Source organism: Micromonospora sp. CNZ322 (assembly GCF_007827755.1).
The window spans coordinates 203,960-228,997 of the sequence record NZ_VITD01000008.1; the positions used below are offsets into that span (position 1 = coordinate 203,960).

The window sequence follows — 25,038 nt, forward strand, 5'->3', positions numbered from 1 at the left end:
AGAGCCACAGTCTCCTCCTCGCTCACGACGGAATCTCGAACAGCTTCATGCGGCTTCCCCGAAGGCGACGTCGCTCGCGAGCACCGCCGCGCCGGCGACGCCGGCACGGCCGCCCAGCTCGGACAGGACGACGGGAAGGTTGCCGGTGGCCAGCGGCAGTGACCGGCGGTAGACCACACTGCGGATCTCGGCGAGCAGGATGTGGCCCAGCTGGGCCAGCCCGCCACCGATCACGATCATGGACGGGTTGGTGAAGCTGACCAGGCCGGCGAGCACTCCACCGACCCGCCGCCCGCCGTCGCGGATCAACTGGATGCAGGTCACGTCGCCCTCGACGGCGCCCTCGGCGACGTCCAGCGCGGTGACGACACCCCGCAGCGCCAGCCGCTCGGCCAGCGCCGGCGACGTGCCACTGCGGGCGGCGGCTGCGGCGTCCTTGGCCAGCGCGGCGCCGCTGAACAGCGCCTCCAGGCAGCCGACGTTGCCGCAGGAACACATCGGACCGTGCGAGTCGACCTGGATGTGCCCTATGTCGCCGGCACATCCGTCGGTGCCCCGGTAGACCTCGCCGGTGAGGTAGATGCCGCACCCGATGCCGGTGCCGATCTTCACGAAGAGGAAGTCGTCCACCGAGTGGGCGACCCCACCGTGCCGCTCGCCGATCGCCATGATGTTGACGTCGTTGTCGACCACCGCCGGGCAGCCGTGCTCACGGCTGAGCAGCTCACGCACCGGGAACCGGTCCCAACCCGGCATGATCGGTGGTGAGACCGGAACGCCGTCGCGGAAGCTGACTGGGCCGGGTACGCCGATGCCGACCGCGTCCAGTCGCTCGTACGCGCCGTCGACCCGGGCCTTGTGCAGCAGTTCGTTGACCCGTTGCAGGGTCACCTTCGGGCCGTTGCGGATGTCGGCTGCCTCGGCGTAGTGGGCCACCGGCTCGAGGCGGCCGTTGACCACCTCGACGTCCATCGAACTGGCACCGAGGTCGACGGCGGCGAAGCGCAGCTTCGGGTTCAGCTCGACAAGCGTCGAGCGACGCCCACCTCGGGAAGCGGCGAGCCCGGCCTCGGCCACATAACCCAGCGTCACCAGGCGATCCAGCTCGGCCAGCATGCGCGGACGTGGCATCTGGAGCCGGTCGCCCAGCTCGGCCCGGGACACGGCGCCCTCGTCGCGGAGCAGCCGCAACAGGCGCACGTGTAGGGGGTCGACGGTGCGCACCCGGGGGCCCCCTCTTCTTTGGCAGCGTTCACATCGAGGCAATGTCGATGTGTTGTGTCCGACACAGTAAGAGCGTTCCACGCCGCCTGTCCAGAGCTTCAGCCGTTCCGAGACCAACTTTTGTCCGAAAGAACAAAAGCTACTAGTCGATCAAGGAAAGGATCACGGAACGCCCGCGTCCCCTCGCCAGCAGTTCCATCGATGGACACGCAAACGCCCCGCCAACCGATCCTCGGTGGCGGGGCGATTGGCGCGGGGCCGTCAGCGACGGCCGGCAGAATTTCGCTTCTTGCGGAGCTTGCGGTCGTCGCGCAGCTCGACGTACGGCTCGTCGTCCACCGCGTGGCCGGCCGAGATCGCGCGACCGCGCTCCAACTCCGCGTCGAACTCCGCCCCCAGCAGGATCGCGATGTTGCTCAGCCAGAGCCACACCAGAAAGATGATCACCCCGGCGAGCGTCCCGTACGTCTTGTCGTACGAACCGAAGTTGCTCACGTAGAAGGCGAACAGGCCGGAGATCACCAGCCAGATCACCACGGCCAGCACCCCGCCCGGGCTGACCCAGCGGAAGCCGCCGTGCCGGGCGTTCGGTGAGGCCCAGTAGAGGATCGCGAACATCAGGCTGACCAGGATCAGCAGCACCGGCCACTTCGCGATGTCCCACACCGCGACCGCCGTCGAGCCGAGCCCGATCACATCACCGACCGCTTCGGCGAGGCGGCCGGTGAAGACCACGATCACCGCGCTGGCCAGCAGCAGCACCCCGATCACCGCGGTCACGCCGAGTCGGATCGGCAGGGTCTTCCAGATCGGCCGCCCCTCCGGCACGTCGTAGATGGTGTTGGAGGCGCGCATGAATGCGCCGACGTAGCCGGAGGCCGACCAGAACGCGGCCACCAGACCGATGATCGCGGCGATGCTGGCGAGGCCACCGTTGCGGCCTGCGGTCTCGATCGCTTCGGTGATGATCTGCCGGATGCTGCCCTCCGGCACCGCCTGGTTGACGGTGTCCTTGACGCCCTCGGTGGCGCTCTTGTCGAGCAGGCCGAGCAGGGAGATCAGCACCAGCACGCCGGGGAAGATGGACAGCACCCCGTAGTAGGTCAGTGCCGCGGCCCAGTCGGTCAGGCTGTCGTCCTGGAATTCGGTGATCGTCCGGCGCATCGCCGCCTTCCAGCCGCTGCCGGGCAGGTCGGTGGGGCTGTCCGGGCCCGCGTCGGGCCCGACCGGCGTGGTGGCGGGAGCGGGATCACGCTCACGCTGGGCGGAAGACTCGTCCGAGGCCATCGCCCCTCCTCCTGGTCGGCGGTGTCACCTCCGGACATGCCCCGTCGACGGGCGCGGATAACCCCTACTTGTAGAGCAACCTCGCCATTCGGCGAGAAGCCACCAGCAGGCCGACCGCCACCATCGCCAGCAGGTAGAGCACGTCGAGCAGCCAGAGCCAACCACCGCTGCCCAGCGCGACCCCCCGGATCAGGTGCACCGACCGGTACAGCGGGGTGATCTCGACGAGCCAGTGCAGCACTGTCGGGTAGGCCTGCGCCGGCACGAAGGTGCCGGAGAAGAGGAAGAGCGTGAACTGCGCGGAGCCCATCAGGTCGAAATCCTGCCAGCTACGCATGAAGGTGGAGATCGCCATGCCGAGCGCCCCGAACGCGAACCCGACCAGCACCGCGGCCGGAAGAGCGGTCAGCGCGCGGGTGACGCTTGTCAACTCCAGCGCGACCATCACCCCGAGGAACGCCGCCGAGTAGGCGCTGCCCCGCAGCATCGCCCAACCCAACTCGCCCACGGCGATCTCGAACGGCCGTACCGGGGTGGCGATCATCCCGTCGTACAGCTTCATGTACTTCATCTTGCCGAAGAAGTTGAAGGTGGTCTCCGCGAGCGCCCCGGTCATCGCCGAGGAGGCCAGCATCGCCGGGGCCACGAACTCGGCGTACGAGACCAGCCGCCCGTCGGGCAGCGGCAGGTCGCCGACCAGCGCGCCGACGCCCACCCCGATGGAGAGCAGGTAGAGCAGCGGCTCCACGAAGCCGGAGAGCAGCAGCAGCCAGTAGACCGACCTCAGCGCCGCGACGTTGCGCCCGACCACCGACGCCGACCGCCGGGACGCGGCGGAGACGTCGACCAGCCGGGGCAGGATCAGCGTGACCACGACACCCTCTCTGCTTGTTCTTCGGGTTGCTGTTCAGACGACGAGCTTGCGACGGAACGCGCGCACCGCCAGCAACCAGCCGGCGACCGCCCAGGCGGCCAGGTAGAGCAGGTGCCCGACGATCGACCACTGTGGGGCGACGCCGAGCGTGGCCGCGCGGCACAGGTCCACGGCGTGCCACAACGGTGTCGCGTACGCCAGCCAGCGCAGCGCCTCGGGCAACGACTCGACCGGAAAGAACACCCCGGCGAAGAGCGTCATCGGGATGACCGCGAACCGGAACAGCATCGCCAGCCAACTGTCGCTCGACACCGACGCGGCGTACGCGAAGGTCGGCGCGGCGACGGCCAGCCCGAGCAACGCCACCACCGGCAGGGTGGCCACCGCCCACGGCGACCGCAACGCCCCGAACAGCCCGGTGACCAGCAGGAACGCCACAATCGTGGTGAGCACCCGGAACAGCACGAAGGCCAGGTGCCCGGCCACGATGTCACCCACCCGCAGCGGCGACGCGCCCTGCGCGAAGTAGGTCTTGACCCACTGGAAGTTGCTGAACACCGGCCAGGTCGAGTCGCCGACGGTCACCTGGAGCGCGGTCGAGGCGATCAGCCCCGGGACCAGCCAGTCGAGATAGCGCACCCCGCCGACGCCCTGGTCGATGTAGGCGCCGACGCCCACCCCGAACCCGAGGACGGTCAGCACAGGGAGCAGGAACGAGGAGAACACCCCGGCCCGCCAGGTGCGCCGCAGACCCACCAGGTAGTGCTCGAACACCGCGTACGCCGGCACCCATGGGAACCGCGCCGATCCCGCCACACTCACCCGATCACCCCGCCCGCCGCGCCGGCCACCACGACCTGTCTACCCCCGGGGTACGACAGACCGCCGGTCACCCTACGACGACCCCGCCGACGTGTCGCCCGGGTTTCCCCACGTCGCCCGTGGGCGGGGTCGTGCTTGATCGACTCGGTTTTCAGGAAGTCGCGGTGTCAGAGCCGCCCTGATGCCCCGATTTCCGGAAAGCCGAGTGGATCTAGACCGCGTGGCCGCCGGTGCGGTGACCGGAGACGTGGACAGGATTGGCAACCCGCGCAGGAGTCGCCACGCTGTTCCTCGTGGGCCAACGTGATGACAGGAATTCTGAAGTCCAACGAATCCTCGAAGAGCTGTGCATCAAGCTGGGCTTCTGCCTGCCCCCTGAAGAGAACCCTCGGCTCCGCGAGTCCCCTCCCAGCGACGCGGACAGCTTTACCGATGCGGTCTTCGCAGCCGAGGGGATGGGCGATATGAGCGACACGGACCTCCGTCGCCGGGTACGAGAGGTCGTCGATCAGCACCTGACTCGATGGGTGGAAACGGCCGATCAAGCAGCCGGAGACTGAGCGCCAGCTACCGGCGGACGGCGTCGGACCCGACGAACGCGCGCCACGCGTCAGGCGGGAAGAGCAGCACGGGCCCGGTCGGGTCCTTGGAGTCGCGCACGGCCACCAGCCCAGGCAGATCGCCGGCAACCTCCACGCACGCGCCGCCGCTGCCATTGCTGCGAGTGCTCTTGCGCCATCGGGCGCCGGTCAGCTCCATGTCTCCGCCACTTCCGCGATCAGGTCGAGGGACTGCTGTTGCGATAGTGCCTCACCCCGGATCGACTCCCACACCTCGACCATCTGCCGGACGTACTCGGACCGGTCGATCACCTGCCCGTGGCGCTGCCCGTCCAGGTAGACGACGTCCTCACCGGTGGCGGCGGTAGCGATCACGAAGGGACCATCGAGCCCAGCGTACGCACCGGCCGACAGCGGCACGACCTGGATTCGGACCCGGGGCAGGGCCGAGCCGAGCTTCACCAGGTGACGCAACTGCTCGCGCATCACCTCCGGCCCGCCGATGTGGCGGCGCAGCACGTACTCGTCGACGACCACGCTGAGCAGCGGCGGCCGGTTCCGGGTGAGCACGCCCTGCCGGTCGAGCCGGGCGGTCACCTGCTGCTCCACCTCGTCCGCCGCGAAGAGCCCGGCACCGGCCAGGATGGCGCGGGCGTACCCCTCGGTCTGCACCAGGCCCGGCACGTAGAGCGGCTCGAACCACCGCAGCGCGGTGGTCTCCTGCTCGACGCCGGCCCAGTCGCGGAACCACGGCACCACGGCCTCCCGGCTGATCCGCCGCTGGATGCGTTCGAACCGACCGTCGGCTGAGAACACGGCGTCACACCGGCGGGCGAAGTCCAGACTCGGCCGGCGCTCGGATGTCTCCACCTTGGCGACCAGCGCCCCGGAATAGCTCAACGCCTCGGCCAGCGCCGTCTGCGACATGCCACTGGCGGCCCGGGCCAGCCGCAACTCCTCGGCGAAGTGCTCCAGCATGGACGAACTCTCCACGGACAACCCCCGTACATTCCCGTACCGAGCCGGGCCGATTGCCGTACGCGCTGGTCGTCGGCGTGCGGAACCTCCCACGGTAGTCGGGTCCTCACCAGACTGTCACGCAGCGGAACCGCTCACGGGATCAGACGGCGGGCGGAACCAGGCCGGGAGCGCCCCGTGACCCCCGATCCGGGGCGCTCCCACCCACCCGATGGAGGTTCCCTCGTGCGACTGACCTGGTCGGCCCATAACGGCGGCGGGCACTGATGCCGCGGTACCGCCCACACGTAGCGGCACGCCCGTCCTGGCGCTGCCGGGTCTGCGGCGCGGCGTGGCCCTGCTCGCCGGCCCGCCTGGCGCTGCTCGGCGAGTACCGCGAGGACCGGATCGGCCTGCTCATCTACCTCGCCACGTTGCTGTACGAGGCGGCCGGGGACCTCGCCGGCCAGGCCGGTCACGACCGGCTGACCGACCGATTCATCACCTGGGCCAGGGCGCGTTGATCGTGATCGTTGGCAGCTCAGCAGCTCGACACGCCGGAACGGCTGCTGCTGAGCCGCCAACGATCGAACGGTTGAACCGTCGATGATCGGACCGGGTGCCCGGTGGCCGGGTCGAGGTGTCGACGGGCGGGCGGCCCCGACCTCGGCGGGCTGCGCCGGTCAGGCCGGTCGGTACGCGCGGATCAGCGCCTGCACGGCGTAGGCGAGCAGCAGCACTCCCGCGCCGATGCCGACCACCAGACCGGCGGAGACCGCCGAGGCGAGGCCGGCGACGAGGCCCACCGCCGCCACCAGGCACAGCGCGGCACCGAGTGGGCGAAGCAACGGATCCCGCAGGAGCGGGGCGAGCGGGAAGAAGTGCAGACCGACCACCAGGCAGACCAGCACCGGCACGTACTCGGACCAGTTGGCCGCGACCAACACGGCGGCACCCAGCCCGGCGGCGGCGAACTCGGCCACGACGATGAGCAGGTACGGGCGGTCGGCGGCCCGGTCCCGGGGGCTGCCGGCACCCCGCAGTCGGGAGGACAGCACACCGCCCAGCACGGCGGTGAGCAGCGCGACGATGCTGCCCACCACGAGCAGGGCACGCAGCGGCTGCTCCGCCGCCGGCACACTGAACCAGACCATCGCGAAGATGCCCAGGTAGAGGGCGGTGAGCCCGGCCTGACGTCGGTTGGCGGTCACCAGATCAGACATGAAACTCCCCCGGGTTACGACAGACCGCCGGTCACCCTACGACGTTCCCGTCGACTTGTCGCCCGCGTTCGACCCGGTCGTCGGGGCCCCGTCCGAGGCCCGGCCTCCTGAATCCGCCGTTGATCGACTCGGGTTTCAGGAAATCGGGCCGTCCGCCCCGCCGTATCACCCCGACTTCCAGGAAGCCGAGTCGATCAAGCGGAGGTCCGGGGCGATACGCCGGAAATGTCGCGGGGCTGGGCCGTCAATGATCCTCTTTGGCCGCTCGCGCCCCAGGCCGCCAACGCCAAGGTCGACGAGCAGGCCAACGCCCGTCAGTCGACCAGGGTGCGGCCGGTGAGGTGCAGGAAGACGTCCTCCAGGCCGCTGCGCCGGACCAGCACGTTCGCCGGCTGGAGCCCCAACGCGCTGACCTCGGCGACCGCTGCGTCGCCGTCGGGCACGTAGAGCAGGACCCGGTCGGGCAGCACCTCGACCCGCTCCCCCAGCCCGTCAAGCTTGCCGGCGAACGGCTCCTGCGACTCGGCGGCGAAGCGCAGCTCGACCACCTCACGGGTCGAGTGCTGCTCGATCAACGCGCGGGGCGAGCCCTCCGCGACGATCCGGCCGCCGTCCATCACCACCAGGCGGTCGCAGAGCTGCTCGGCCTCGTCCATGTAGTGCGTGGTGAGCACCAACGTGACGCCCTGCTGCTTGAGCCGGAACAGCCGCTCCCACACCAGATGCCGGGCCTGCGGGTCCAGCCCGGTGGTCGGCTCGTCGAGCAGCACGATCTCCGGATCGTTCACCAACGCGCGGGCGATGGTCAACCGACGCTTCATGCCACCGGACAGCGGCTCGACCTTGCTGTCGGCCCGCTCGGTGAGCTGGACGAAGTCGAGCAGCTCGGCGGCGCGCTCCCGGGCCGCCCGGCGGGAGATGCCGAAGTAGCGGGCGTAGACGGTCAGGTTTTCCCGGACGGTCAGCTCCGGATCGAGATTGTCCAGCTGGGGGCACACTCCGAGACGCGCCCGGATCGCCGGCCCGTCAGCCACCGGATCCATGTCCAGGATGCGCAGCTCGCCCGCACTGGGTGGGGAGATGCAGCCGACCATCCGCATGGTGGACGACTTGCCCGCGCCGTTGGGCCCGAGGAAGCCGAAAGCCTCACCCGGGCGAACCTCGACGTCGATGCCGTCCACAGCGGTGAAATCACCGAACCGCTTCACCAGCCCGCGAGCCTGAATCAGTGGTCGCCCCGAAGTCACCGCCCGACCCTAACCGCCGGGTCCGACAGCCCTCCACGCAAATATCCGCCGACGACCGGGCGATCACCCCGGTGTCCGTACCACCGGAGGCGAAACACCGATCGATGCCCCACCCGTCAGCCAATCGACGTGTATCGTCCCTTCGTGTCGCCCATCAGCTCGCCCGATGGTTCGCCGTCACCTGCCCGACCAGCCAACTCTCCCGTTGATGGGTCCGCAGCGAGCCCCGGCGGCGGGCCACCCCGACCACGACCGGAAACCGAGCCGACGGAGCCCGGCCCGGGCGAGCCCGGCCCGGGCGAGCCCGACGCAAGCGAGCCCGACCCGAGCGTCGCCGAGCGGGCGACTCGGGACCTGGCCGCCCAGTTCGAGGACGAGAAGCCGGGACGGGTGCTCTCCGGGCCGGCGGGTCTGCTCCTCACCATGGCGGCGCTGGCGGTCGGCGCTCTGGCCCTGTGGCAGGTGTTCCGCCCTCTGTCGCAGGGCAGCAAGTACTACCTGATCATCTTCCTGGCCGGGGTACTCCCGCTGGTCTTCCTCGCCTACCCGGCCGACCTGCGGCTGCCGGCCCGCCTACGCGCCCGGCGACGACGCGCCAACCGCGCCGAGGCCACCGAGAGCGACAGCGACAGGCGCACCCCGGCACTCGCGTCGTCGGGGCCCACAGTGGCCGACTGGGTTCTGGTCGCCCTGGCCGTCGCGGCCTGTCTGTATCCCGTCCTGCCGATCCGGATCGGCAGCGGTGGCGGCGGCTACAACGCGTTCCTCGACCGGCAGGGCCTGCTGGCGCCGACGGATCTGGTGCTGGGCACCGTCCTGCTGCTCCTGCTGCTCGAAGCGTGTCGACGCACCACCGGTTGGATCCTGCCGGCGGTCTGCCTGCTGTTCCTCGGCTACGGCTACTACGGCGGGTTGTTGCCGCAGTCCTGGCCGGTCGCGCACGCCGGGCTCGACTTCAGTCAACTGGTCGACGCGTTCTACAACTCCGACAGCGGCTTCTACGGCACGCCACTCGACGTGGCCGCCTCGTACATCGTGCTGTTCACCATCTACGGCGCGGTGCTGGAACTCTCCGGGGCCGGGCGGTTCTTCGTCGAATTGTCGGCGGCGGCGTTCCGCCGTTCCCGTACCGCCGCCGGCCGGACGGCGGTGGCCTCGGGTTTCCTGCTCGGCACGGTCTCTGGCTCCGGCGCGGCGACGACGGTGAGCATCGGCGCGGTCACCTGGCCGCTGCTGCGCCGCGCCGGCTACCCGCCGGAGCGGGCCGGCGGCATGCTGGCCGCGGCCGGGGTGGGCGCCATCCTCTCCCCGCCCACACTGGGTGCGGCGGCGTTCATCATCGCCGAGTACCTTGGCGTCTCGTACCTCCAGGTGCTGGGCTGGGCAACGGTACCGACGGTGCTCTACTACCTCGGCATCCTGCTCGCCGTGGAGATCGACGCTCGCCGGTCCGGCGTACGCACCGTGGTGATCGACGTCGGCTCGCCGTGGCGGCTGCTGGCTCGGTTCGGCTACCACTTCGCCTCGCTGATCGCCATCATCGTGTTCCTCGCGGTCGGTGTGTCCGCGACCAGGGCTGTCGTCTTCGCCATAGTGCTCACCGTCGCGTTGTCGTTCCTGGCCCCCAGGAACGAGGACCGCGCGCACCGACTCACCCCGAGCCGGCTGGTGACCGCGCTCGTCACCGGCGTACGCGGCGTCCTCGCCGTCACCGCGGTCTGCGCCGCCGCCGGCATCATCACAGCGACCACCACGAAGACCGGCCTCGGGCCGCAGGCGGCGGCGCTGCTGATCGGCGGGGCGCAGGCGGCCACCTCGGACCCGACGCTGGTGCTGGTGCTCACCGCGCTGCTCGCCGCCGTCGCGCTCACCCTGCTGGGCCTGGCCGTGCCGGTCACCGCGTCGTTCGTGATCGGTTGGGTGATCGTCGGTCCGGCCCTGCTCGACCTGGGTGTCACCGCGCCGGCGGCGGCGATGTTCGTCTTCTACTTCGCGGTGCTGTCCGAGGTGTCCCCACCGACGGCGCTCGCCGCGGTGGCCGCCGCCGCGGTCACCGGCGGCCGGCTGGTGCCGACCATGTGGCAGACCCTGCGGTACGCGCTGCCGGCGTACCTCATCCCGATCGCGTTCGTCATCACGCCGGCCGGGCTCGGTCTGCTCGGCATCGGCGGCGTCCAGCGGATCGCCTTCGCCGCCGGAGTCACCGCGCTCAGCGTGGCGGTGCTGGCCGTCGCCGCCGGTGGCTGGCTGCCCGGCGTGGGTCCTGCCGGCGCCCCGGAACGGGTGCTGGGCGCCCTCGCCGGCGTCACCCTGCTCTGGCTCGAACCCGTGCCGGTCACTGTCGGCGTGGCGCTGGCCGTCGTCGCAGCGGCAGGCGTGTTCGTCCGACGCGGCTCCGCCGACCGGTCATCGTCCGGATCACCAGCCAATCCTGTGGAGGAACAACTGTGAGACGAATCGACGTACGGCTCGCGGCGGGCCTGAGCGTGCTCGCCCTCGTCACGGTCGGTGCCGCGGGTTGTGGAGGTCAGCAGGGCGGCGCGGCCACTGACGACACGGCCAGCGAGGTCACCTGCGAGGTGACCAAGGAAACCCGCGTCGGCATCGCCACCGGCAACGCGACGGGCGTCTACTACGTGGTCGGCAACGCCCTGGCCGGGCAGTTGTCCGGGTCGACCGGCGGCAAGCTCACCGGCACCGCCGCCGAGACCGGCGCCTCGGTGCAGAACATCGAGCAACTGGTCGGTGGCCAGTACGACGTGGCGTTCTCCCTGTTCGACACGGCGGTCAACGCGGTCGAGGGCAAGGGCAGTTTCACCGCGCCGCAGCCGGTGGAGGCGCTGGCCCGCATCTACGACAACTACACGCAGGTGGTGGTCCGCGACGACTCGGGGATCACCTCGGTGGCCGACATGCGCGGCAAGCGGATCTCCACCGGTTCACCGAAGTCCGGTACGGAGGTGATCGCCAACCGCTTGCTGGAGGCGGCCGGCCTCGACCCGGCGAAGGACATCCGGGCGCAGCGACTGGACCTGACCAAGACGGTCGAGGGGGTCAAGGACGGCAGCGTCGACGGCTTCTTCTGGTCCGGCGGTCTGCCCACCGGGGGTCTCACCGACCTGTTCACCACGGCCGGCGACTCGGTGAAGTTCGTCGACATCTCGCCGTTGCTGCCGAAGATGGCCGCGCTGAGCCCCGGCTACCAGGCAGGCACGATCGGCCGGGACGCGTACAAGACGGCGGCCGACACCCCGACGATCGTCGTACCCAACGTGTTGTTGGTCCGTAAGGACCTGGACGCCAACGTGGCCTGCGCGATCACCCGGACGGTGTTCGACAAGCGCGACGCGCTGGCCCAGGCGAACCCGGCGGCCAAAGGGATCTCGCTGGAAAAGGCCCGCAGGACCCTGCCGGTGCCGCTGCACCGCGGAGCCGAGAAGGCGTTGAAGGACTTGGGCGCGAACTGACCCTGCCGGTCAGGTGTCGGCCGGCGCGGTGGCGGCGCGGGCCACACCGACCAGCCGGTCGGTCTCGGCGAGCAGGGCTTCGTCGTCCGCGGGGGTGCCGGGGTCGAGTCGGACCGTCCAGGTCAGACCGTCGGCCCCGGCCACGCGGCGGGCCGCGACCCGCGCCGCGCCGCCGGGCACCGGCTGGTGCTCGGTGTACGCGACCGAGCGGGTCACCCGGGCCCGTACCTGGTGCGGCAGCTCGCGCGGGTCGAGGAGGAAGTACGTCTCGGCCGGGCCGTCGGCGACCACCGTGTAGCCGTCGCGTTCGACGACGGTCTCGGCGGGGGTGACGGTCAGCTCCCGGCCGGACCAGACCGCCTTGAGGATGACGTGCCAACCGAGTCGGTGCCCTCGACCGGGCAGCCACAGCCCGAGGTTGGTGGCGACCACCACCCCGTCGCCCTCCCCGTTGCCGGCGGCCGCCCAGGCCAGCACCCGCTCGTCGGCGGTCAGCGGCGGCCGGTCGGCCGGCGGCAGCTTCGGCTTGCGGCTGAACAGTCCCATCTAGAGGCCTCCCGCAGCCTGCTCGCGCAACGCCCGGGCGTGCTGCTCCAGGGACAGCAGCTCACCGAAGGCGGCGAAGTACTCGTCCTTGTTGTTGACCGGGTTGATCCGCTGGATGCGGGACTTGAGGTCCCGGACCCGGGCGGTCACCGACCCGAACTGCACCCGCGCCATAGTGATCGACACGTAGCGCGGGTCCGGTTCGCCGTCGATCCGCAGTGGTTCGACGGCCAACTCACCGACCAGCGCCGCGGCAGCCAGGTCGTCGCAGGCGTCGCGGACCGACTCGATCCAGACCGCGCCGCCGGTCGCCGACGCGGCACCACCGGCCGCCGCGATGGCCGTACGCACCGCGACGTGCACCGGGTGGCGGTATTCGGTGGCCTCGACCGCGTCGAACATCGGCCCGGCCAGGACCGGTTGCTGGAGGGCGAGTTTGAGCGCCTCCCGCTCGACCATCGACTGCGGGCTGTCCACCGCCGGCTCCGGGCGGGCCGAGGTCGGCCGGGCGGCAGGGGCGGCCTCGCGGGTGCCGGACGGCGCGGTGTTGCCGGCGGCGAGCACCGCCCGCTGCACCGGCTCGATCTCCATGCCGAGGTCCATGGCGAGCTTGCGGACGTACTCCGGACGCTTCTCCCGGTCCTTCAGGCGCGCGACCAGCGGCGCGGCGTGCCGCATCGCCTCGACCCGGCCGTCGACGGTGTCCAGGTCGAAGCGGCTGATCACGTGCCGCAGCGCGAAGTCGACGAGCGGCTCGCGGCGGGCGACCAGATCACGCACCGCCAGGTCGCCCTTGGCCAGCCGCAGGTCGCACGGGTCCATGTTGTCGGGGCTGACCGCGATGAACGTGCGGCCGACGAAACGCTGGTCGTCTTCGAAGGCGCGCAGCGCGGCCTTCTGCCCGGCGGCGTCACCGTCGAAGGTGAAGATGATCTCGCCGGCCACTTCGTCGCTGTCGAACAGGAGCCGACGCAGGACGGAGATGTGGTCCGCGGCGAAGGCGGTGCCGCAGGTCGCCACCGCCGTGGTCACCCCGGCCAGGTGACAGGCCATCACGTCGGTGTAACCCTCGACGATCACCGCCCGACCCTGCTTGGCGATCTCCCGCTTGGCCTGGTCGATGCCGTAGAGCACGTGCGACTTCTTGTAGATCGGCGTCTCGGGGGTGTTGAGGTACTTCGGGCCGTCGTCGTCGTCGAAGAGCTTGCGCGCGCCGAAGCCGATCACGTCGCCGGCGAGGTCGCGGATCGGCCAGAGCAGCCGGCGGCGGAACCGGTCGATCAGGCTGCCGGAGCGGGCCTCCCGGGACAGCCCGGCGGTGACCAGCTCCTGGTGGGTGAAGCCCTGCTGGCGCAGGTGCTTGGTGAGCAGGTCCCAACCGTCCGGCGCGAAGCCACAGCCGTAACGCTCGGCGGCGGCCCGGTCGAACCCTCGCTGGGCCAGGAACTCACGCGCCGGCCGGGCGCCCGCGGTGCTGAGCTGCGCCCGGTAGAACTCGACGGCGGCGGCGTGCGCGGCGACCAGGCGCTGGCGCTGGCCCTGCTGCGGGCGGGGGCGCGGGGCGCTCCTGTCGTCCTCGATGTAGCGCAGTTGGATGCCGGCGCGGCCGGCCAGCCGCTCGACGGACTCCACGAAGCTGAGGTGGTCGGCGTCCATCAGGAACTTGATCGCGTCCCCGCCGGCCCCGCAGCCGAAGCAGTACCAGACGTTGCGGGCCGGGGACACGTTGAACGACGGGCTCTTCTCGTCGTGGAACGGGCACAGGCCCTTGAGGTTGCCGCCGCCGGCGGACTTCAGGGTGACCGTCTCGGAGATCACATCCCCGATCGAGGTGCGTTCCCGGACCAGTGCGATGTCCTCGTCCCGGATCCGCCCAGCCATGCGCCACCCCCTCGGCGTACATCCTGCCCTGCCGGACTGACGCCACGCCGGCCGGGGGACGCCGGTGTGGCGGCGGCCGCTGCCGGCTGGGCGGTTCCGGCCCGCCGCCGGGTCCGCACGGGGACCATGACCAGATGCGCCGGGTACGGACCAAAGCCCCCCGCCTGCCGAGATGGCTGGTCGATCGGATGGGGCTACCGGGGCAGACCCCGCAGACGGACGAGGCCGGCCACCGGCACGCCACCTGGCTGGAGCTCTTCCTCGACCTCATCTTCGTATACGCGCTGGCCGCGGTGGTGGCCCGGCTGGGCAACGAACCGTCCCCGTCGCCGAAGGCCGTGCTGGCCGTGATCGGGCTCTTCGTCGTGATCCAGTGGGCCTGGATGGGGCAGGTGTACTACGACACCCGGTTCGATCCGGACGACGCGTTGCACCGACTGCTGGTGCTTGTCGCGTTGGTCGGCGCGGGAGCGATGACTCTCGGGGTCGACGAGGTCCCGGAGAGCGTGCTCCTGCCGGTCGGGTACCTGATCGTGCGGGGTGTGCTGCTCCTGCTGTACCTGCGTGCCTGGCCGACCAGCCCGAGCGCCCGGATGGTGACGACTGTCTATCTGATCGGCTTCGGGTCGGGCTGGTTGATCTGGCTGGTGTCGCTGACCGTGCCCACCGAGCTGCGCCCGGTCCTGTGGATCGTCGCGATGGTCATCGAACTGGCCACGCCCTGGGTCGGGGTGCGCTGGCTCAACCGTTGGCCGGTGGACAACCGGCACCTGCCGGAACGGATCGGCCAGTTCACCATCATCGTGCTGGGTAGCGCGCTGGCCAGCCTGCTCTTCGCCGTGCCGGACCACCCCCCGCCGCACATGATCCTCACCGCCGCGATGGCCTTCCTGATCCCGGCGGCGGTCTGGTGGGTCTACACCACCTTCGTCACCACCCGGTTGACCCAGAGCCGGCTACGCGGCGGGCAGGCGTACAGCTACCTGCACATACCGCTCGGCGGTGCGCTGCTGCTGCTCGGCTGGGCGCTCGGGCAGGTGGTCCGGTTGGTCGACGACAACGCGAGCCACCTGCCGCTGGAGCTGCGGCTGCTGCTGGGCGCGTCGATGGTGGTGTGGACGGCCTGCGGGCTCGCCCTGTACTGGCTGTGGACCCGGCCGAGCGCCGCCCGGTTGGCGATCGCCGCCTACGGGGTGGTCTCGGTCAGCCTGATCACCGCGACCGTGCACCAGCCGAGGCTGATGCTGTCGCTGCTCTCCCTGGCCGTCGTCGGGTACGCCGTACTGCTCAGCCGGCGCCTCGTCCGGGCCGGCAGGGAGATGAACACCCCTGAGGGGTGAGCGGCGCTCAGGCCGCCGCGGCCGGCTCCGGAACGGTTGTCTCCTCGGCCGCCACCTGCTGGTTCCAGTCGGCCTTGGTGGAGCGCCAGCCCTCGTCGTCCATGCCGCGCCGCCAGTAGCCGGAGATGGAGAGCCGGTCGAGGGGTACGCCCCGCTCGCCGCGCAGCAGCCGGCGCAACTCCCGGACGAAGGCGGCCTCGCCGTGCACGAACGCGTGCACCTGGCCGGCCGGGAACTCCAACGCCCGCACCGCCGCGACCAGCGCCTCGCCCACCGGGCGTTCGCCGCGATGCAGCCAGGTCAGCTCGACCGCGCCGGGGCTGAGCAGCTTCTGCTCCTCCGCCGGGTCGGCGATCTCCACGAAGACGTGGGCCGGGGCACCCAGCGGGAGGCGCTCCAAGGCGGCGGCGATCGCCGGCAGGGCGCTCTCGTCACCGACCAGCAGATGCCAGTCCGCGTCCGGGTTCGGGGCGTACGCGCCACCGGGGCCGACGAAGTGCACCGGGTCGCCGGGACGCAGCGCGGCGGCCCACGGGCCGGCCAACCCCTCGTCGCCGTGGTGCACCACGTCGACGGCCAACTCCCCGGACAGCGGATCCCAGCGCCGCACCGTGTACGCGCGCAGCCGGGGCCACTGCTCCCGGGGCAGGTCCCGCCGGATCGCGGCGAGGTCCAACGGCTGCGGGTACGCGACCCCCGCCTGCGGGAACACCACCTTGATGTAGTGGTCGGTGAACTCGCCCACCGGCAGGCCGACCAGTTCGTCCCCACCGAGGACGAGCCGGATCAGGTGCGGGGTGGGCCGCTCGGTGCGCAGCACCCGGGCCGAGGTGACGTTCCTGGGGCGTTCCGTCATGTCAGTTAGGTTAGCCTAAGTTGACTCGTGGTCAATCGGGGGTGTCCCGTTGCCGACCAGACTGGTGTGCCAGGTCACCGCCGCCGGGTCGGTGAGCGAGGCGACCTGGTCGATCACCACCCGCAGTCTGGCCCGGTCGTCCGGGGCGGCCCGCCACAGCGGGGCGAAGATCGGATCGAGCCCATCCGGGGCACGCCGGACCAGCGCGGCAACCAACTCCGCCAGCATCGTCCGCTGCCGCTCGTAGCGGCCCCGGAAGCCACTGCGACGCATCACGTACCGCAACGCGATGCCCTTGAGCAGCGCACACTGCGCCCGCACCAGGCGGGGCACCACCAGGTCGGCGGCGTAGCGGCGGTGCGGGCCCGGACCGAAGCGCTCCTCCGTCGCCGCCACCGCCGCGGACACGAACAGCCCGGTCACTCCGCTGGTGGTGGCCTTCAACGCGACCTGCGCGCGATGGCTGCCGTCGTACCCGGTGAACGGGGCGAGCAGCGGACCGGCCAGCAGATCGACGAGCACCTCGGCCAGGTCCGCCGCCGACTCCCCGGAGTAGGCGGCGGCCACGTCGGCGCAGAGCGCGGCCCGCTCGTCGGCATCGGTGAGCAGCGGATGCAACGTGACATAGCCACCGTGGATGCCGTCCTCCACGTCGTGCACCGAGTACGCGACGTCGTCGGCCCAGTCCATCACCTGGGCCTCCAGGCAGCGCCGGTCGCCGGGCGCCCCGGCGCGGATCCAGTCGAAGACGGCCGCGTCGTCGGCGTACACCCCGAACTTGCGCTCCCCCGGCCGGCGTGGCCAGGGGTACTTGCCGATCGCGTCCAGCGACGCCCGGGTCAGGTTCAGCCCGGCGGACGAGCCGTCCGGGGCGAGCACCTTCGCCTCCAGGCGGGTCAACACCCGCAGGGTCTGCGCGTTGCCCTCGAAGCCGCCGCACGGCGTGGCGAGCAGGTCCAGCGCAGCCTCGCCGTTGTGCCCGAACGGCGGGTGCCCGAGATCGTGCGCGAGCCCCGCGACGTCCACCACGTCCGGGTCGCAGCCCAGCCGCGCACCCATCTCCCGGGCGATCTGGGCCACCTCCAACGAGTGGGTCAGCCGCGTACGCAGGAAGTCGTCAGTGCCGGCGGTGTGCACCTGGGTCTTGGTGGCCAGCCGGCGGAACGCCGCCGAGTGCAGCACCCGGGCCCGGTCGCGCTCGTACGGCGACCGGCGATGCCCGGTGTCCTTGGGCGGCTCCTCGACCAAACGCGCCTCCGCCGCCCCCGGCTCAGTCCTCGCGCTCACAAGGCTTCTGTTGTTCGCGACTGCGGGGCTCGCAAGACCGGCTCACTCCTCGCGCTCACGCAGCACGCAGAACTCGTTGCCCTCGGGGTCGGACAGCACCGTCCACTCGACGTCGCCCTGACCGATGTCGACGTGCCGGGCGCCCATGTCGACCAGGCGCTCGACCTCAGCCTCCTGGTTGGCGGGGCGCAGGTCGAGGTGCAGCCGGTTCTTGCGCTCCTTGCCCTCGGCCACCGGGCCGAAGAACAGGGCGGGCAACTGGTCCGGGGACTGGCGGATCTCCACGCCACTCGGAGTCTCGGTGACGACCTGATAGCCGAGCGCCTCGGCCCACCAACGGGCCAGTCGGGCCGGATCGCGGGCGTCGACAGTCAGGCTCTCCCAGACACTGGTCATGCAGTCACCTCTTCCCGTTCGACGCGGCGCCCAATCGGCCGTGTGCGAGCGAGCCAAGATTACGCCCGCCACCACTGCCCGACCCGCTCACGACGCATCGACGAAGGGCACACAACCACCGATTGGCCCGCAGTTGCCGACCGATCGCCGAGGGTTACGGGCTCGCGGCCGGAAGTCGCCACCGGTAGCGTTCCCAGCGCGGAACGTAACCAGCCGACTGACACGCAGAGCCGACCGGTGAGGGGTAACGCTCGTGGACGCAGACACGGTGATGGGAACGGAGCTACGCGGCCTGCGCCAGCGACGACCCGACATCGCCGGCACGGTGCTCGCGGGCACCGACGGCCTGCTCATCTCCAGCGACCTACCCAGCACCGACGCCACCCATCTCGCCGCACTCGCCGCCGCGAGTTTCGGGCTCGGGCACCGGGTGGCCGACACCGTCCGCCACGGTGAGTTCCGGGAGTCGGTCGTGTGCACCACCGCCGGCTGCGTGGTCACCTACCCGGCCGGGCGCAGCGCCCTGCTGACCCTCGTCACCGCGTCCGCGGCGGGGGACCTGGAGGCGCTGCACGAAGAGGCCCGGGCGGTCGCCCGTCGGGCGGGGTCGTTCCTGGACGTTCGCGGCGGAGGCATCGGCGCGACCCCCGTACCGGACGCGCACGCCCCGCTGGCCACGCGTACCCCGATGGCGACCCTGCCGGCGCAGTTACGCCGCTCGTCCCGACCCACCTGGCGTCGCCCGCCGATCTGAGCGCCGGCGGCGGCCGGGTGACCAGGCCGCCGCCGACGTGCGTCAGCGGCTGTCCGACCCGCCGCTCTCCACGACCGCCCGACCGGCCTCCAACCGGGCCACCGGCACCCGGAACGGCGAGCAGGACACGTAGTCCAGGCCGACCTCATGGAAGAAGTGCACCGAGTCCGGGTCGCCACCGTGCTCACCGCAGATGCCGAGCTTCAGTCCGGGCCGGGCGGCCCGACCCTCCTCGGCGGCGATCCGCACCAGCCGACCGACCCCGTCGCGGTCGATCGACTCGAACGGCGAGATGCCGAAGATGCCCAACTCCAGGTAGCGCCAGAAGAACGCGCCCTCGACGTCGTCGCGGGAGAAGCCCCAGCCCATCTGGGTCAGGTCGTTGGTGCCGAAGGAGAAGAACTCGGCCGCCTCGGCGATCTGCCCGGCGGTCAGCGCCGCCCGGGGCACCTCGATCATGGTGCCGATCAGCACCTCGACGCCGCTGTCCCCGACCACCTCGGCGATGATCTTCTCGGCCTCGGCTCGAACCGTCTCCAACTCCTGCACGGCCCCGACCAGCGGCACCATGATCTCCGGTTTCGCCACCCCGCCGCCGCGGGCACAGCCGACGGCCGCCTCGGCGATGGCCCGGACCTGCATCGCGAACAGGCCGGGGATGACCAGGCCGAGGCGTACGCCCCGCAGCCCGAGCATCGGGTTCTCCTCGTGCATCCGCCGGACGGCGGCGAGCAGCGCCTCCTCCTTGGCCACGTCCTCGCCGCGTTCCTGGGCAACCGCCACGTTGACGGCGAGCTGCTCCAGCGGCGGCAGAAACTCGTGCAACGGCGGGTCGATGAGCCGGACGGTGACCGGCAGGCCGTCCATCTCGCGGAAGATCTCCTCGAAGTCGGCCCGCTGCAACGGCAGCAGCGCCGCCAGCGCCGCCTCCCGCTCGCCCGGGGCCCGGGCCAGGATCAGCCGCTCGACCAGCTCCCGCCGGTCACCGAGGAACATGTGCTCGGTGCGGCACAGCCCGATGCCCTCGGCGCCGAAGCGCCGGGCCCGGGCAGCGTCCGCGCCGGTGTCGGCGTTCGTGCGGACCGCCAGCCGCCGCTTCCCGTCGGCGTGCGTCATGATCCGGTGTACGGCCCGGACCAGCGCATTGTCGATGTGCTCGGGGTCGAGGCTGCCCTCGAAGTACTGCACGACCTCGGAGGGCATGACCGGCACCTCGCCGAGGTAGACCTTGCCGGTGGTGCCGTCGATGGAGACGACGTCGCCCTCGTTGACGGTCTGCCCGGCCACGGTGAACCGCTTGGCCGGCACGTTCACCTCGATCTCGTCGGCACCGGAGACGCAGGTCTTGCCCATGCCCCGGGCCACCACCGCGGCGTGGCTGGTCTTGCCGCCGCGCGAGGTGAGGATGCCCTTCGCGGCGATCATGCCGTTCAGGTCGTCCGGGTTGGTCTCCCGGCGCACCAGGATCACCGACTCACCCTCGGCGGCCAGCTCGACGGCCCGGGCGGAGGTGAAGACCACTGTGCCGGACGCCGCGCCGGGCGACGCGCCGATGCCCTTGGCGACCGGCTGGAACTCGTGGTCGAGCTGGAAGCGCGGGAACATCAGCTGGGCCAGTTGCGCGCCGTTGACCCGGTGCAGCGCCTCGTCCAGGTCGATCAGGCCCTCGTCGACGAGTTGCCCGGCGATGACGAACGCGGCGGCGGCGGTGCGCTTGCCGACCCGGGTCTGCAACATCCACAGCTTGCCGCGCTCGATGGTGAACTCGATGTCGCAGAGGTCCTTGTAGTGCTCCTCCAGCCGGGCCATGATGCCGAGCAGCTCGTCGTAGGAGGCCTTGTCGAGCTGCTCCAACTCCTGCAACGGCACTGTGTTGCGGATGCCGGCGACCACGTCCTCACCCTGGGCGTTGGCCAGGTAGTCGCCGTAGATGCCCTGCGCGCCGCTGGCCGGGTCACGGGTGAACGCAACCCCGGTGCCGGAATCCGGGCCGAGGTTGCCGAAGACCATTGTCACCACGTTGACCGCGGTGCCCAGGTCGGCCGGGATGCGCTCCTGGCGGCGGTAGAGCACCGCGCGCTCGGCGTTCCACGACTCGAAGACCGCCCGGATGGCCAGGTCGAGCTGTTCGCGTGGCTGCTGCGGGAACTCCCGACCGGTGTGCTTCAGGAAGATCTTCTTGTACGCGTCGACCAGCCCCCGCAGGTCGTCGGCGTCCAGATCCAGGTCGTTGTGGGTGCCCTTGGCGTGCTTGGCCTCGTCGAGCGCGTGCTCGAACTCCTCGCCCGGCACCTCGCAGACGGTCTTGCCGAACATCTGGATGAGTCGCCGGTAGGAGTCCCAGGCGAACCTGTCGTTGCCCCCCGCCTGCGCGGAGAGCCCGACCACGCTCTGGTCGTTGAGACCGACGTTGAGGACGGTCTCCATCATGCCGGGCATGGAGAACTTGGCACCGGAGCGGACGGAGACCAGCAGTGGGTCCTGCGGGTCACCGAGGCGCTTGCCCATCGCGCGCTCCAGCGATTCCAGGTGTGCCTCGATCTGACCGGCGAGCCCGTCCGGCTCCCGTCCCGTCGCGAGGTACGCCTGGCACGCCTCGGTGGTGATGGTGAAGCCGGGCGGGACGGGCAGACCCAGGTTGGTCATCTCGGCGAGGTTTGCCCCCTTGCCGCCGAGCAACTCCTTGAGCTCCTTGTTGCCTTCGGAGAAGTCGTAGACGTACTTGTGATCGACGGTCTCTTGCGCTGCCACCAGAGCCTCCACAACACACGCGCCGGATTGACACTTAACGAAGGTTCAGTTTTCTTCTTCCCCGGGACGGACCGCCGGTAATCCCGGGGTCAACGTCGATCGGTGGGCGAAGGTTAAGCGAACATCGAGTGACCTGGGACCGTTCGGTGACAATTGGCACAGCCATCACGACTATCCGTGTTCGTACCGGTTTTTGGGAACGCTTCCATGCGCACCATCACGCATCCCGGCCGAGCGTCGTACGCTTGACGCCACGCCAGCCGGTGAACCTCACTTTTGCCATAACCGACGCGAATACACCCCCCGGAGTCGCCGCCGTGTCGACCACCCCCTCCCCCGGCCCCACCGCCGTCCCCGTGCCGCTCTCGGCGGGGGAACCGGACGCGGCCACGCTGGCCCGCGCGGCCGAGCAGACCGCTGGCACATTGCTCGCCCCGGCGGCCCCGCACCGGCTGACCGAGGTCGTGCCCGCCCCACAGCACGTCCACCCGGACCCGACCGCCGACTGGGTCCTCCCGGCCGAAGCGGTCATCGTGACCAGCGCCAACCCCACCGCGCTGGCGGTCGCCGAGCAGCTCGCCCAGCTCCTGCGTCCGGCCACCGGCTACCCGCTGCCGGTCACCGACGCCACCACGCCGGAGCCCGCCGGTGGCATCGCGCTGGTGCTCGACGACAGCGCCGACCTCGGCGCGGAGGACTACAGCGCCGACCTCGGCGCGGAGGGCTACCGCCTCGACATCGCCACCGACGGGGTACGCGTCACTGCCGCCACCGCCGCCGGCCTCTTCTACGGCGCACAGACGCTGCGCCAACTGTTGCCGGCGGCGATCGAGAGCCCCAGCCCGGTCACCGAACGTTGGGCGTTGCCCGGCGGGACCATCACCGACGCACCCCGGTTCCCCTACCGGGGCGCGATGCTCGACGTCGCGCGGCACTTCTTCGCCGTCGAGGACGTGCTGCGGGTGGTCGACCACCTGGCCCGCTACAAGCTCAACCACCTGCACCTGCACCTCACCGACGACCAGGGCTGGCGGATCGCCATCGACTCCTGGCCGAAGCTGACCACCGTCGGCGGGACGACCGAGGTCGGCGGCGGCCCCGGCGGGCACTACACGAAGGCTGACTACCAGCGCATCGTCTCCTACGCGGCCGCCCGCCACATCACCGTCGTCCCGGAGATCGACCTCCCGGGGCACACCAACTCGGCGCTGGTCGCGTACCCGGAGCTGGCACCGGACAAGACCGCACCGCTGCCGTACACCGGCACCGAGGTCGGCTTCAGCTACGTCGACCCGGCCGACGAGCGGACGTACGACTTCGTCGCCGACGTGCTGGGCGAGGTGGCCGCGCTCACCCCCGGCCCCTGGCTGCACATCGGCGGCGACGAGGCGTTCAAGGTGAAGGGCGAGGTCTACACCGGTTTCGTCGAGCGGGTCCAGCGCATCGTGGCCGGCCTCGGCAAGACCGTCGTCGGCTGGCACCAGCTCGCACCCGCCGCCCACCTCGACGGACGGGTCCTCCAGTGGTGGGGCACGAACGGCGAAGACCCCACCACGGTCGACGCCGTACGCCGGGGCGCCCGACTCATCGTCTCCCCCGGCAACCACGCCTATCTGGACATGAAGTACGCCCCGGACACCCCGATCGGGCACGACTGGGCCGGCCTCATCGACGTGCGAAAGGCGTACGACTGGGACCCGGGTACGCACGTCGCCGGCGTACCCGCCGAGGCGGTTCTCGGTGTGGAGGCCCCGCTCTGGACCGAATCGGTCACCTCGCTGGCCGACATCGAACTCCTGCTCCTGCCCCGCCTCCCGGCCATCGCCGAGTTGGGCTGGTCCACCCGGGCGACCCACGACTGGGCCGACTTCCGCGACCGCCTGGCCGGCCAGGGCCTGCGCTGGACGACGGCCGGGATCACCTTCCACCGCGCGCCCGAGATCTCCTGGTCCACCGCACCGACCATCCCGACACAGCGCAACATGCCCCAAAACGACACCGCCAGGTCCTGATCCCCCGGCTCAGCCCGGCCCCGCAAGGGCGCTCAGCTCTGGGGACCGGTCCGCACGGCGCCCACCCACGGCCGGCCGATCGCGTCACGTTCTGCCCGCCTCGGACCGGTCCGGGGCGCGCGACGGCGCAGATCGGCATGATCCACTCGGCTTTCATGAAGTCGGGGCATCCCCGCCGCCCGGACACCGCGACTTTCAGGAACCCGAGTCGATCACCCGCCTCGGCCGCCGTGTCCGTATCGCCGACTGGACGCCGTGGGGTGGTTGTCCGGTTCGGGCGTTGCTGTCGGGTGGTCGGGGCCACCCCGGCGGCGGAATCGGCGGCCGGGCCGGGTCGTTATACCTGGCAGACCACCGCAACAGCCCGGGTCATGGTGCGCCGGGAACACCGGCCAGGCCGCCCCGGTTACATCCCCCGCACCGCCGAGCACCACAACAGGCCGACCCCCGCGGGTAGGCGGAATGACCTGCCACCGCGAACGGTTACACCCTGTCCCGACGCCGACCCCCTCGCGGGTCACCGGGCAGAACCCCTTCGAACTTTCCCCGCACGTCGCACTGACCCCCCGTCGAGTGCGGTGCGAGTACCCCCGACGCCAGAGGAGCACGCCATCATGCGTACCGATCTGATCCGTAAGACCGCCCTGACCGCCGCCGGCCTCGCCTTCACCGGCGGAGCCATCGCCGGCCCCGTCACCACCGCCTTCGCCGCACCCACCACCGGCAAGCCCACCACCCAGACCCAGACCGACCGCAAGGGCCACAGCGAGCGGGAACTGGGTGTGCGTTACGAGGCCCAGCCGAACTTCTACTACTGCGGGCCCGCCGCGACCCGTAACGCCCTGTCCGTGCAGGGCAAGAACATCAACGTCGATGACATGGCCAAGGAAATGGGCACCACCGAGGCCGGCACCAACTCCATCAACGACATCACCCCCGTGCTGAACAAGGAAACCGGTAAGAACGACGCCTACCGCTCCGTGGAAATCAGCACCCCCGACGCCGACACCAAGCAGACCGACACCCTGCGCGCCGACATCGTCCACACCGTCGACGACGGCCGGGCCGTGGTCGCCAACATCGCCGGCACCAGCACCGACACCGACGGCAACACCCACTCCTACGAGGGCGGGCACTACATCAGCGTCGTCGGCTACCGCGACAACGGCAACACGGTGAAGATCGCCGACTCCGCCGACCCGAACACCGCCTCCTACTGGATCAGCACCGAGCACCTCGCGGACTGGATCGCCACCCGCGGCTACGCCACCAGCTGACCCACAGACCACCAGCACACACTGAAGGGCCGGACCCCACCACGGGGCCCGGCCCTTCGGCGTGACCGGGTCACTGTCCACGCGGCCCTCGGCAGGCTCGAACGAAGTCGAGGGGTCAACCGAGCTGACCAGGCCACCCATCCCTCGGCAAGCCACCCACCGGGCCAACCACCCGACCACAGCAGGCCACCCCACGGACCGCGTCACGGGTCCTTTGGAGCTGATGTCGTAGACGAATCAGAGGCATGGCTCGACCGAGCCGAACTGGTGATTCGTT

Annotated in this window: 21 protein-coding genes and 1 pseudogene; 8 read left to right on the forward strand and 14 right to left on the reverse strand. The window is 70.9% G+C overall.

Annotation, left to right across the window (positions count from 1 at the left end; all coding sequences use genetic code 11):
* Nucleotides 1-45: 45 nt before the first annotated feature.
* The 4 genes from FB453_RS20470 to FB453_RS20485 form a co-directional block, all read right to left on the reverse strand.
* Nucleotides 46-1,224, reverse strand: coding sequence for an ROK family protein (locus FB453_RS20470; protein WP_091408992.1), 1,179 nt, complete (start codon nt 1,222-1,224; stop codon nt 46-48).
* A 261-nt stretch (nt 1,225-1,485) separates the two neighbouring features.
* Complete coding sequence (locus tag FB453_RS20475; protein ID WP_145792444.1) at nt 1,486-2,511, reverse strand: YihY/virulence factor BrkB family protein; 1,026 nt, start codon at nt 2,509-2,511, stop codon at nt 1,486-1,488.
* 64 nt (nt 2,512-2,575) lie between these two features.
* Nucleotides 2,576-3,385, reverse strand: coding sequence for an ABC transporter permease (locus FB453_RS20480; protein ID WP_145792446.1), 810 nt, complete (start codon nt 3,383-3,385; stop codon nt 2,576-2,578).
* A 33-nt stretch (nt 3,386-3,418) separates the two neighbouring features.
* The gene (locus FB453_RS20485) at nt 3,419-4,207 is read right to left on the reverse strand and encodes an ABC transporter permease (protein WP_112624921.1); all 789 of its coding nucleotides are present in this window, start codon (nt 4,205-4,207) and stop codon (nt 3,419-3,421) included.
* A 293-nt stretch (nt 4,208-4,500) separates the two neighbouring features.
* On the opposite strand from FB453_RS20485, the gene FB453_RS20490 reads away from it, so the two are divergent.
* Nucleotides 4,501-4,767 (forward strand): hypothetical protein, encoded by a 267-nt coding sequence (locus FB453_RS20490; RefSeq protein WP_222431374.1) that lies wholly within the window; start codon nt 4,501-4,503, stop codon nt 4,765-4,767.
* A 7-nt stretch (nt 4,768-4,774) separates the two neighbouring features.
* On the opposite strand, the gene FB453_RS20495 is transcribed toward FB453_RS20490, so the two are convergent.
* Nucleotides 4,775-4,966: a DUF397 domain-containing protein gene (locus FB453_RS20495; RefSeq protein WP_145792448.1), complete on the reverse strand. Its 192-nt coding sequence runs from the start codon at nt 4,964-4,966 to the stop codon at nt 4,775-4,777.
* Entirely contained in the window at nt 4,957-5,745 is a 789-nt protein-coding gene (locus FB453_RS20500; RefSeq protein WP_145792450.1) for a helix-turn-helix domain-containing protein, read from the reverse strand. Before FB453_RS20500 ends, FB453_RS20495 begins: the two co-directional genes overlap by 10 nt.
* Nucleotides 5,746-6,011: 266 nt before the next feature.
* On the opposite strand from FB453_RS20500, the gene FB453_RS20505 reads away from it, so the two are divergent.
* Nucleotides 6,012-6,248 (forward strand): flavin reductase, encoded by a 237-nt coding sequence (locus FB453_RS20505; protein WP_112590369.1) that lies wholly within the window; start codon nt 6,012-6,014, stop codon nt 6,246-6,248.
* A gap of 159 nt (nt 6,249-6,407) precedes the next feature.
* Here the strand turns inward: FB453_RS20505 and FB453_RS20510 are convergent, their stop codons facing one another.
* Nucleotides 6,408-6,947, reverse strand: coding sequence for a hypothetical protein (locus FB453_RS20510; RefSeq protein WP_145792452.1), 540 nt, complete (start codon nt 6,945-6,947; stop codon nt 6,408-6,410).
* 314 nt (nt 6,948-7,261) lie between these two features.
* Complete coding sequence (locus tag FB453_RS20515) at nt 7,262-8,194, reverse strand: ABC transporter ATP-binding protein (RefSeq protein ID WP_145792454.1); 933 nt, start codon at nt 8,192-8,194, stop codon at nt 7,262-7,264.
* A gap of 144 nt (nt 8,195-8,338) precedes the next feature.
* Here FB453_RS20515 and FB453_RS20520 point away from each other — a divergent pair, with 144 nt between their 5' ends.
* Both FB453_RS20520 and FB453_RS20525 read left to right on the forward strand, forming a co-directional pair.
* The gene (locus FB453_RS20520; protein ID WP_145792456.1) at nt 8,339-10,645 is read left to right on the forward strand and encodes a TRAP transporter fused permease subunit; all 2,307 of its coding nucleotides are present in this window, start codon (nt 8,339-8,341) and stop codon (nt 10,643-10,645) included.
* Nucleotides 10,642-11,661, forward strand: coding sequence for a TAXI family TRAP transporter solute-binding subunit (locus FB453_RS20525; RefSeq protein WP_145792458.1), 1,020 nt, complete (start codon nt 10,642-10,644; stop codon nt 11,659-11,661). The genes FB453_RS20520 and FB453_RS20525 overlap by 4 nt, the downstream gene beginning before the upstream one ends.
* Nucleotides 11,662-11,670: 9 nt before the next feature.
* Here the strand turns inward: FB453_RS20525 and FB453_RS20530 are convergent, their stop codons facing one another.
* Entirely contained in the window at nt 11,671-12,207 is a 537-nt protein-coding gene (locus FB453_RS20530) for a hypothetical protein (protein WP_145792460.1), read from the reverse strand.
* Nucleotides 12,208-14,110 (reverse strand): annotated as a pseudogene (gene dnaG, locus FB453_RS20535) (DNA primase).
* A 112-nt stretch (nt 14,111-14,222) separates the two neighbouring features.
* On the opposite strand from dnaG, the gene FB453_RS20540 reads away from it, so the two are divergent.
* Complete coding sequence (locus tag FB453_RS20540) at nt 14,223-15,428, forward strand: low temperature requirement protein A (protein WP_145792464.1); 1,206 nt, start codon at nt 14,223-14,225, stop codon at nt 15,426-15,428.
* Nucleotides 15,429-15,435: 7 nt separating this feature from the next.
* On the opposite strand, the gene FB453_RS20545 is transcribed toward FB453_RS20540, so the two are convergent.
* The 3 genes from FB453_RS20545 to FB453_RS20555 are packed head-to-tail and all read right to left on the reverse strand — an operon-like array spanning nt 15,436 to nt 17,967.
* Entirely contained in the window at nt 15,436-16,284 is an 849-nt protein-coding gene (locus FB453_RS20545; RefSeq protein ID WP_145792466.1) for a siderophore-interacting protein, read from the reverse strand.
* A gap of 15 nt (nt 16,285-16,299) precedes the next feature.
* On the reverse strand, nt 16,300-17,571 hold the full coding sequence (locus FB453_RS20550; RefSeq protein ID WP_145792468.1) for a deoxyguanosinetriphosphate triphosphohydrolase: 1,272 nt from the start codon (nt 17,569-17,571) through the stop codon (nt 16,300-16,302).
* Between the two features lie 42 nt (nt 17,572-17,613).
* Entirely contained in the window at nt 17,614-17,967 is a 354-nt protein-coding gene (locus tag FB453_RS20555) for a VOC family protein (RefSeq protein ID WP_112590341.1), read from the reverse strand.
* Nucleotides 17,968-18,220: 253 nt separating this feature from the next.
* Here FB453_RS20555 and FB453_RS20560 point away from each other — a divergent pair, with 253 nt between their 5' ends.
* Nucleotides 18,221-18,721, forward strand: a complete 501-nt coding sequence (locus tag FB453_RS20560; protein WP_145792470.1) for a roadblock/LC7 domain-containing protein — start codon at nt 18,221-18,223, stop codon at nt 18,719-18,721.
* A 42-nt stretch (nt 18,722-18,763) separates the two neighbouring features.
* On the opposite strand, the gene ppdK is transcribed toward FB453_RS20560, so the two are convergent.
* Nucleotides 18,764-21,472, reverse strand: a complete 2,709-nt coding sequence (gene ppdK / locus FB453_RS20565; protein ID WP_145792472.1) for a pyruvate, phosphate dikinase — start codon at nt 21,470-21,472, stop codon at nt 18,764-18,766.
* Nucleotides 21,473-21,828: 356 nt separating this feature from the next.
* On the opposite strand from ppdK, the gene FB453_RS20570 reads away from it, so the two are divergent.
* Entirely contained in the window at nt 21,829-23,484 is a 1,656-nt protein-coding gene (locus FB453_RS20570; protein ID WP_486480356.1) for a beta-N-acetylhexosaminidase, read from the forward strand.
* Between the two features lie 614 nt (nt 23,485-24,098).
* Nucleotides 24,099-24,761: a C39 family peptidase gene (locus tag FB453_RS20575; RefSeq protein WP_145792474.1), complete on the forward strand. Its 663-nt coding sequence runs from the start codon at nt 24,099-24,101 to the stop codon at nt 24,759-24,761.
* The last annotated feature ends 277 nt before the right edge of the window (nt 24,762-25,038 follow it).

Excerpts from the sequence above, each read along its gene's own strand:
- FB453_RS20540 (WP_145792464.1), top strand. The coding sequence starts at position 14,223 with ATGCGCCGGGTACGGACCAAAGCCCCCCGCCTGCCGAGATGGCTGGTC.
- FB453_RS20510 (WP_145792452.1), bottom strand. The coding sequence starts at position 6,947 with ATGTCTGATCTGGTGACCGCCAACCGACGTCAGGCCGGGCTCACCGCC.
- FB453_RS20475 (WP_145792444.1), bottom strand. The coding sequence starts at position 2,511 with ATGGCCTCGGACGAGTCTTCCGCCCAGCGTGAGCGTGATCCCGCTCCC.
- FB453_RS20500 (WP_145792450.1), bottom strand. The coding sequence starts at position 5,745 with ATGCTGGAGCACTTCGCCGAGGAGTTGCGGCTGGCCCGGGCCGCCAGT.
- FB453_RS20555 (WP_112590341.1), bottom strand. The coding sequence starts at position 17,967 with ATGACCAGTGTCTGGGAGAGCCTGACTGTCGACGCCCGCGATCCGGCC.
- FB453_RS20495 (WP_145792448.1), bottom strand. The coding sequence starts at position 4,966 with ATGGAGCTGACCGGCGCCCGATGGCGCAAGAGCACTCGCAGCAATGGC.
- FB453_RS20545 (WP_145792466.1), bottom strand. The coding sequence starts at position 16,284 with ATGACGGAACGCCCCAGGAACGTCACCTCGGCCCGGGTGCTGCGCACC.
- FB453_RS20505 (WP_112590369.1), top strand. The coding sequence starts at position 6,012 with ATGCCGCGGTACCGCCCACACGTAGCGGCACGCCCGTCCTGGCGCTGC.
- FB453_RS20575 (WP_145792474.1), top strand. The coding sequence starts at position 24,099 with ATGCGTACCGATCTGATCCGTAAGACCGCCCTGACCGCCGCCGGCCTC.
- FB453_RS20530 (WP_145792460.1), bottom strand. The coding sequence starts at position 12,207 with ATGGGACTGTTCAGCCGCAAGCCGAAGCTGCCGCCGGCCGACCGGCCG.